This window comes from Poseidonibacter sp. (assembly GCF_041821165.1).
In the GTDB taxonomy this organism is placed as follows: Bacteria; Campylobacterota; Campylobacteria; order Campylobacterales; family Arcobacteraceae; genus Poseidonibacter.
Genome location: NZ_JBGUES010000098.1, coordinates 1 through 8431 on the forward strand (window position 1 = coordinate 1; position 8431 = coordinate 8431).

The window sequence follows — 8431 nt, forward strand, 5'->3', positions numbered from 1 at the left end:
TATCACAATTAATAAATCAAGAACTAATGGTTAATTTAGTAAAAAGACTTGAAAATACATTCGAAATACAATCATTAATTCAAGAAAAGGAATAATAATTGAGTAACACTATCTTAGCAATTGATATTGGTTCATACAATATTACAGCAGTAATTGCAAAGCATGATCTTGAAAGTAATATTAATATTCTTGGAACTGGTATTCAAAAAAGTGAAGGTATTGAAAAAGGACTAATCATCAACATTGAAGAAGCCTCAAAGGTTATCAATGATGCTGTTAGTTTAGCTAAAAGAAGCTGTTTTGATCAAATAGATGCTTCTGTTGTTTCAATATCTGGTTCATATACAAAAAGTATAAGAAGTTCAGGTTCTGTAAATGTACCAAATGGATTAATTACAGAAACAGAAATCAATCAAGTAATGCAAATGGCACTTTATAATGCAACAATCGTGCCTGAATATGAAGTAGTTCATGTTGTGCCAATTTATTTTAAAGTAGATGATTCTGTTGAAGTAGATAATCCTTTAAATATGAATGGTTCAAGACTTGAAGTATCTGTTTATATTGTTACTGCAAAAAGAACAGCACTTACAAATATAAAATCAGCACTAAAAGTTTCTGGTATAGAAGAAGCTAAATTTGTATTAGATGGTTATGCTTCTGCAATTTCTGTACTTGATTACCAACAAAAGAAATTTGGTGCAACTGTAATTAATATGGGTTCTACAACAACAGAATATGTATGTTATAAAGGTAACTCAATAATTTATAATGGATTTATACCAGTTGGTTCAAATCATATTACAAATGATTTATCTGTAATGTTACATACTCCACCATTAGCTGCTGAAAGAATTAAAACTGAATATGGTTCTTTAACAAAAAGTTATGTAACTGATAGTGACTTAGGTGTTGCTAAAGTTAAGATACCAAGAATTGGTGATGAAGAATCAACTTCTGAAATAGCTCTTGATTATATCCAAACGATTATTCATTCAAGAGTTGAAGAAGTTTTAGTTTTAGTAAAAAACAAACTTAAAAAAGTTGGAATATTAGATAATGCAGGTTCAGGAGTTGTAATAACTGGAGGACTTAGTAAACTTGAAGGTGTAAAAAATCTAGCAGAAAAAATTTATGAAGCTATACCAATTACATTATCAAATCCAAGAAATATTAAAAATGGACATTTAAGTTTTGATGATCCTGCTATGTGTACAATTGTAGGATTATTATTATACTCTTTAGATACAACAAGAAGTTATGAATTAGATTCTAATAAAAAATTGGTAAAACCAATTAAGAAAAATCAAGTTCAAGAAGAGATGGTTCCAAATTTCCAAAATAATACAAATGTAAATAGAAATACAAGTGCTAATGCAAATTTAACTAATGAGCAACAAGCAAGAAATGAATTAAATGACAACCCTGCAATTTTGACACCTTTAGCTAAACAAAAGAAAAATAGTGTGTCGAAATTTTGGAGTAAAGTATCGGAGTGGTTTTAATGGATAATTTGTTTAAAGTAGATGATATAAAAGTAGATATGCCAAATAAAGTTTTAACAGATAATATTGCTAAAATTGCTGTAATTGGAGTTGGTGGTGGTGGTTGTAATATGATTAACCACATGATAAAAGAAGGCTCTCAAAAAATAGATCTTATTGCTGCAAATACAGATTTACAAGTTCTTCATATATCAAAAGCTCCAAAAAAGATTCAGTTAGGAATTAAACTAACTAAGGGTCTTGGTGCTGGAATGAAACCAGAAATTGGTAGAGATTCAGCAGTTGAGTCTTATGAAGATATTAAAAACTCTTTAGAAGGCGCTGATATTATTTTTATTGCTGCTGGACTTGGTGGTGGTACAGGAACTGGTGCTGCTGCTATTATTGCTAAGGCTGCTAAAGAAATAGGTGCATTAACTGTATCTGTTGTTACTAAACCATTTACATGGGAAGGTAAAAAAAGAGCAGGGTTAGCAAATCTTGGATTAGAAGAACTTAAAAAAGTAAGTGATTCAATTATCGTTGTTCCAAATGACAGATTATTAGAAATAATTGATGAAAATGTTGGAATGAAAGATGCCTTTAAAATTATTGATAATATTTTATTTCAAGCAGTAAATGGAATGAGTGAGGTGATTTTAAATCCAGGTAATTCTGATATTAATACCGATTTTGCTGATGTTAAAACTATTATGCAACATAAGGGTATGGCTTTAATGGGTATTGGAAAAGCTAAAGGTGAAAATGCTGCGCAAAGAGCCTTAGAAGATGCTATTGATTCTCCATTATTAGATAAGGTATCTTTAAATGGTGCTAAAGGTATTTTAATTCACTTTAATATTCATCCTCAAGTTTCATTATTTGCTATTAATGATGTTATGGGAACTATAAATGATAGAATGGATTCAAATGCAGAAATCATTTTTGGTACAACTTCTGATAGAACTTTAGAAACAGATGAAGTAAAAATTACTATTGTTGCTACTGGGTTTGAATCTAAAAATGATGAGAAAGAAGAGTTATTAGAATCAAATGAAGATGCAAATAAACCTGCATTAAGCCCCGATGATGAAAATTACTTAGATATTCCACCTCTTATGAGAGACTACGTAGTTCAATATCAATTATAAAAGAAAAGAGGGGAGTTTACTCTTCTTCCTCTTCTTTTGTAATAATAACAATATCAAAAGATGTTCTTTGAACTACTAAAGCTTTTGTATCAGGAACTACAGATAGATTATTTGTATTTTTGATTTTATTTTTGTAGTTTTGAACATCATCTTCTAGTTTTTTTATCTTTTTATTTAATTGTAAAATCACATCAACTCCAGCTAAGTTCACACCTAATTTTCTTGTTAATGTTAATACATACTTTATATGATCAATATCTTTTTGAGAATATAATCTTATTTTACCATTTGTTCGAGAAGGCTTAATTAAACCTTCTCTCTCATATTGTCTTAAAGTTTGTGGATGAATATCTAATATTTCTGAAACAGCAGAAATTAAAAAAATTGGTTCAATGTAACTGTTTGTTTCCATAATTTACCTTATTAATTTTCTGGAAGTTTTTCTTCTAGTATTTTTACTAAATCTTCATCTAAATCTTCGATTTTAGGTAAAACAATATTAGCTTTAAGATATAAATCACCTTTTGTACTTGTTTTTCTATTTAATACACCAAGTTCTTTAACTCTAAATTTTTGACTTTGTTTTGTATTTTTTGGAACTTTTAATGTAATAGTTTTATGAATAGTTTCAATTTCAACTTTTCCACCAAATAAGGCAGTTTTTAAAGGAACATCAAAATATTTAGTTAATGAATCTTCATCTCTTTCATATTCATCACTTTCATAAACATTTATTTTTAAAATTAAATCGCCTCTTTGTCCTTGATAAGATTTACCTTTTCCCTTTGCTCTAATTTTTTGACCATCTTTAATTCCTTCAGGAATTTTAATATCAAATGATTCACTATTTAAAGAAATATGTTGTTTTCCACCTAAAATAGATGTATTAAAATCAATACTAATTTGTGCATTTGTATCTAAATCTGGTTCTTCAAAACCACCAAATCCACCGCCACCAAAGCCTCCACCGAAGCCTTGACCACCACCAAACATTTGTCGTAAGATATCATCTAAATTTTGGTTTGAACCTTGTCCTCTTGCGAAGTCATGAAAGTTTTGACCCCCAAACATAGAGTCTCCATACTGATCGTATTGTAGTTTCTTCTCTTGATCACTTAACACTTCATATGCTGCATTTATTTCTTTAAATTTTTCTTCTGCAGCTGGATCTTTATTTACATCTGGATGATATTTTCTAGCTAATTTTCTATATGCTTTTTTAATTTCATCAGCTGATGCATTTTCACTAACTTCTAGTGTTTCGTATAAACTTTTTGCCATTTATAATCCTGTGAGTTTGTAATAATATATATAATATAAGGTTGAAATTATATCACAAACTTGAGTCAATGTCAATCAAGGTTGTACCCAGACTCGATTATATAGGAAGAGTTATCTTAAAAGATGCTCCATAATAGTTGGTATTATCATAAGTAAAGTTGGTATTTTTTGCAGAAATTTTGCCATGCATGTTTTTATTAACTAATTGATGAGTCATATATAAGCCAAGTCCTGTCCCTTGATTTTTATGTTTAGTAGTAAAATATGGTTCAAAGATATTATGAATAATTTTCTTTTGAATTCCACCTGCATTATCTGTAACTTTTATAGTTACAGACTTGTTTTCACTCTTTACATCAATTATAATTAGTCTTAAATCATCTTTATGTTTATTTTGAACTAGTGCATCTTTAGCATTATTTATGATATTTAAAAAAGCTTGTGTTAATTCATTTGGATAGCTCATTATTTCAATATACTCAGGAATATTAACTACTACTTTAATTGATTCATTTTTTATCATTCCTTCCAGAATTGATAAGTTTTTATTAATATTTGTTTTTACATTAAATAATACTTTTTTCTTATCACCTTTTATAAACTCTTTAAAATCTTCAATAGTCTGAGATAAATGCTTGGCATTTCTTACAATCCCATCTATTGCTTCTGAAAACATATTATCAGTTAATATATTTAATTCTTTTTGGAATTTTATACCAGATGCTGCTGTTGATATAGTACTTAAAGGTTGTCTCCATTGATGAGCAATATTACCAATCATTTCTCCCATTGCAGCCATTTTTGATTGCTCTGAAATAAGTTTATCTTTTGCCTTTAATTCACTAATATCAATAACTGTTAATATTTTAAAGTTTTTATCATTGATTGTTGTATCTTTTATTTTTATTAATGCAGGAAATGAATTAGCATTATGAGGTGTAATTAATATTTCAACTGGTTTTTTATGATTACTAATTGATTTTAAATTATACGTTTTATTTATAAAATAATATATATCTTTACCAATAAGATTTTTTATTGATTTATAATTAAATAGTTCCAATGCAAGTTCATTACAATTTATAAATTTATCATCATGAAAAAGAATAATAGATTCCATTGTTGCATTTAATAGTAGTTCTAACTCTTCATTTGCATACTCTAATTTATGATTTGTTTCTCTTAACATCGTATTATCATAAATATATAAAATTGCTAAATTTTCATCTTTATTATATGGTGTAATAGTTACAGCTTGTTGCATATTTTCAAATACTTTATCTGTAACTTTTCCTAACTCTATATTTATTAAAAATTTATCAATTTTAGTATTATAAAAAGTTGGAGAATTTAATTTTAAAGAGGTATTGATTTTTCTTTTTAATTTTTTTTCATTTAATTCAGGAAAAAAACTATCAAGATTTTTACCCATAATATCACTTGAAGTGATTTTTGTTCTGCTTTCTAACCAAGAATTCCAAAAATAAACTTTTAAATCACTATCTATTAAAACAACACCATTATCGATAGTATCACATATTAAATCAAATTTATTTACGTTCATCTTAATATTCATCCAACATTGTATTAATTACTTTCTTTATAAACATAATTGAATTATCTGTTGTAAATATAAGCAGTTCCCCTTTTATATTTAAATCTTTAAAATTTAATTCTGTAGATATAATAATAACTTTTTTATATTTTGTAATAAATTGATTATCTAATTGATCAATTGATTCTAAGACTTTTACATCAGGAGGAGAAAAAGATACTTTTGTATCCATCTCTTTTGCAAGGGTACTTATTGTAGATGAAGATAAGATATTTGTAATCTCTAAAATAATATCTGATAACTCATCATCGTTTATTTCATCTTCTTCTAATCCAAATTTGTAAGCTATATTATTTGAAGACTCTCTATCAATTATAAATAGATTTTCACCAGATAATAATCCATTTATTTGTTGAATTGAAACAAAGTGATCAGAATTAACTTTTATTTGTGTTGATAAATACTGTTTTAAATCACTTGTATCAATCACTTTAATTTTAGGAATTGATAATGTTGCAAAGGCATCAAGTATTTCTGTAATTGCTGCTGTTGCTGAACCATATGCGATATTCATAAGTTCTTGTAAGCAGTCTTGTTCATCTTCATTTAGTACAATCTGAGAGTTCATTTATAACCTATTTGTGTATTTTATTGAATTTTTCATTGCTTTTTAAATTTATGATAATTTATTAAGGCTTATTTAGTAATCATTGCAAAGTTATTTTAACAAATTATGTATTAGAAAGAGTTATTTTTTGATGAAACAAATAGACATGTTTGAAAAAGATGAGTGGACGCAACAAGAATTATATAAAAATACAAAAGAATTGCAGAAAAAAAATATAAAAGTTATACTAATTGATACAATTTTAAAACCAATAGAAAATATTGAAACTATTGTTTATAATCCTTTTGAAATGCAAACAATGCCAAAAGGTTCAGTTTTTGTTTTTTATTGTGATACAGGAAAAACTACAAAATCAAGATTAGAATTTTATAAAAACAAATTTCCAGATTATAAATGTATTAGTTTAAGAGGTGGAAGAGGTTATTGGCGACCTAATTATCAATTATTAGAAGAGTTGGATAAAAATGTCTAAATATGAAGAATATGACTATGTAATTATAGGTGCAGGAATCGCTGGTTGTAGTACTGCTTACTTTTTATCAAAGTACTCAAAATCTATTTTATTAATTGATAAAAATGAAAAAGTAGCTTTTGGTGCAAGTGGAGCTGCTGGTGCTTTTTTATCACCACTTTTAGGAAAAACAAATAATTTTAAAGATTTAATTACTAAATCATTAAAATTTTCTACACAGTTTTATAAAGATATAAACTCTAAATCATTAAGTAATTGTGGAGTTTGTAGAATTCCAAAAAATGATGAAGATAGAAAAAAGTTTGAATCATATAAAGATTATATGGATTTTGAATATTCCGTTTTAGATGATGGGTACTTTTTTGAAATAGGTTCACAAATAAATCCAAGTGAAGTATGTGAATTATTAACTAAAGATATTGATAAAAAACTAAATTATGAAATAAAAGAGTTTGATAGAAATGAAGATAATTCATGGATTATAAATAAAGAAATAAAAGCAAAAAATATAATTCTAACAACAGGTGCTAATACAAAACTAATAAAAGAAGAGTATTTTGATATAAGAGCAGTTTGGGGACAAAAAATTGATGTTTTAACAAGCTCTTGTACAGATATTAATTACCATAAGGCATGTTCTGTATCTAAAGCAATTAAAATAGATGATAATATTTATAAAGTATCAATAGGTGCAACTCATCATAGATTTGATTGTGATAAGAATATTTGTGATTATTGTGTTCAAGTTGCAAATTTAAATAAGAATTGTTCAAATTGCTATTCAAAGAGTATAGTAAATGAAGATTCTTTAAAGTTAATTGATTTAGCAAATGATATTGTAAAACTTGAAGATATAAAAGTAGTAGATGTTAAAATAGGCCCAAGAGCTTCTAGTACTGATTATTTTCCAATGCTTGGTAAATTAGTTGATTCAAAAAGGAGTTTTGAAAAATTTCCTCATTTAATAAATGGTACACATATTAAAGATGAAATGTTAGAAATGATTGATAATCTTTATGTTATAAATGGTGTTGGTGGAAGAGGTTTTGTATTATCACCTTACTTAGCTAATCAATTAGTAGAAAATATTATTAACAAGTCTAAAATTGATGAAACTATTACAACTCATCGTTTATTTAAAAGATGGGCAAAAAAACAAAAACATAAAAAATAGGAATAATAAATGGCAAATGTATTAAAAATTGTATTTTTAGGAATAATAGGATTTGGATTATTAGTATATCTTACAGCACCAAAACAAAATAGTGTAAAGAAATCTTCAGAAACATTGAAAAATAATAGTTTAAAAGTATCATCTTTACCAACACATTATGAAGTAATTGGAATTAATGGATATGAAAAAAGAGAAAATATATTTCAAGTAGATTCTGAAAAATTTATTATTATATTAAATCATGATGCACTATCATTAATAGAAAGTTTAAAAACATTTGTAGATAAAGATATAGTATTGGTTGCAAATATATCTAAAACACCATGGTTTATTCAAAAAATGGCAGTTGATGGAAAATTAGAAGAGCTAAATTTAAATTCAAAAATACCTATGATTAATGATTCCAATGCCAATTTAATAAGCGCATTAAATTTAAATGATGATACTCAAACAAAGTATTTTATATTTAAAGTAAAAAAAGATTCATCAATAATAAAAATAGCAGAAGGATTTGTAAAAGAGGGTGCTATGGAAAATGGATTAACTAAAGATGAATTAGAAAAGTCAGTTAAATTATTATTAAGTCAATTAAAATAAATAAATAAAAATTGTCAAGAAACTGTTATGAATTATTCCCTTTTTAACTTTGCAAAAATATTCTAAAATTAAATTATAAAAAATCATTA

9 protein-coding genes are annotated in these 8431 nt (G+C 26.2%); 5 read left to right on the forward strand and 4 right to left on the reverse strand.

Translation table 11 applies throughout. The features are described from left to right. The first annotated feature begins 98 nt into the window (after positions 1–98). Both ftsA and ftsZ read left to right on the forward strand, forming a co-directional pair. On the forward strand, positions 99–1505 hold the full coding sequence (ftsA, locus tag ACERKK_RS08505) for a cell division protein FtsA (protein ID WP_373772654.1): 1407 nt from the start codon (positions 99–101) through the stop codon (positions 1503–1505). Beyond that, a complete protein-coding gene (ftsZ, locus tag ACERKK_RS08510) occupies positions 1505–2635 on the forward strand; it encodes a cell division protein FtsZ (RefSeq protein WP_373772655.1) in 1131 nt (376 codons plus the stop codon). Before ftsA ends, ftsZ begins: the two co-directional genes overlap by 1 nt. Before the next feature lie 16 nt (positions 2636–2651). On the opposite strand, the gene ACERKK_RS08515 is transcribed toward ftsZ, so the two are convergent. The 4 genes from ACERKK_RS08515 to ACERKK_RS08530 all read right to left on the reverse strand — a co-directional run bounded on the left by ACERKK_RS08515 (position 2652) and on the right by ACERKK_RS08530 (position 6099). Continuing rightward, the gene (locus tag ACERKK_RS08515) at positions 2652–3047 is read right to left on the reverse strand and encodes a heat shock protein transcriptional repressor HspR (protein ID WP_373772656.1); all 396 of its coding nucleotides are present in this window, start codon (positions 3045–3047) and stop codon (positions 2652–2654) included. 11 nt (positions 3048–3058) lie between these two features. After that, positions 3059–3916 carry a DnaJ C-terminal domain-containing protein gene (locus ACERKK_RS08520; protein ID WP_373772657.1) on the reverse strand — a complete coding sequence of 286 codons (858 nt, stop codon included), beginning with the start codon at positions 3914–3916 and terminating at the stop codon, positions 3059–3061. A gap of 97 nt (positions 3917–4013) precedes the next feature. Then, the gene (locus ACERKK_RS08525) at positions 4014–5480 is read right to left on the reverse strand and encodes an ATP-binding protein (protein WP_373772658.1); all 1467 of its coding nucleotides are present in this window, start codon (positions 5478–5480) and stop codon (positions 4014–4016) included. Between the two features lies 1 nt (position 5481). After that, positions 5482–6099 (reverse strand): chemotaxis protein CheC, encoded by a 618-nt coding sequence (locus tag ACERKK_RS08530; RefSeq protein ID WP_373772659.1) that lies wholly within the window; start codon positions 6097–6099, stop codon positions 5482–5484. 145 nt (positions 6100–6244) lie between these two features. Here ACERKK_RS08530 and ACERKK_RS08535 point away from each other — a divergent pair, with 145 nt between their 5' ends. From ACERKK_RS08535 to ACERKK_RS08545, 3 genes are read left to right on the forward strand one after another with little or no spacing between them, the layout of a single operon-like run. Continuing rightward, positions 6245–6571: a hypothetical protein gene (locus ACERKK_RS08535; protein ID WP_373772662.1), complete on the forward strand. Its 327-nt coding sequence runs from the start codon at positions 6245–6247 to the stop codon at positions 6569–6571. Beyond that, on the forward strand, positions 6564–7745 hold the full coding sequence (locus ACERKK_RS08540) for an FAD-dependent oxidoreductase (protein ID WP_373772660.1): 1182 nt from the start codon (positions 6564–6566) through the stop codon (positions 7743–7745). The genes ACERKK_RS08535 and ACERKK_RS08540 overlap by 8 nt, the downstream gene beginning before the upstream one ends. A 9-nt stretch (positions 7746–7754) precedes the next feature. Further along, a complete protein-coding gene (locus ACERKK_RS08545) occupies positions 7755–8342 on the forward strand; it encodes a hypothetical protein (RefSeq protein WP_373772661.1) in 588 nt (195 codons plus the stop codon). Positions 8343–8431: the final 89 nt, after the last annotated feature.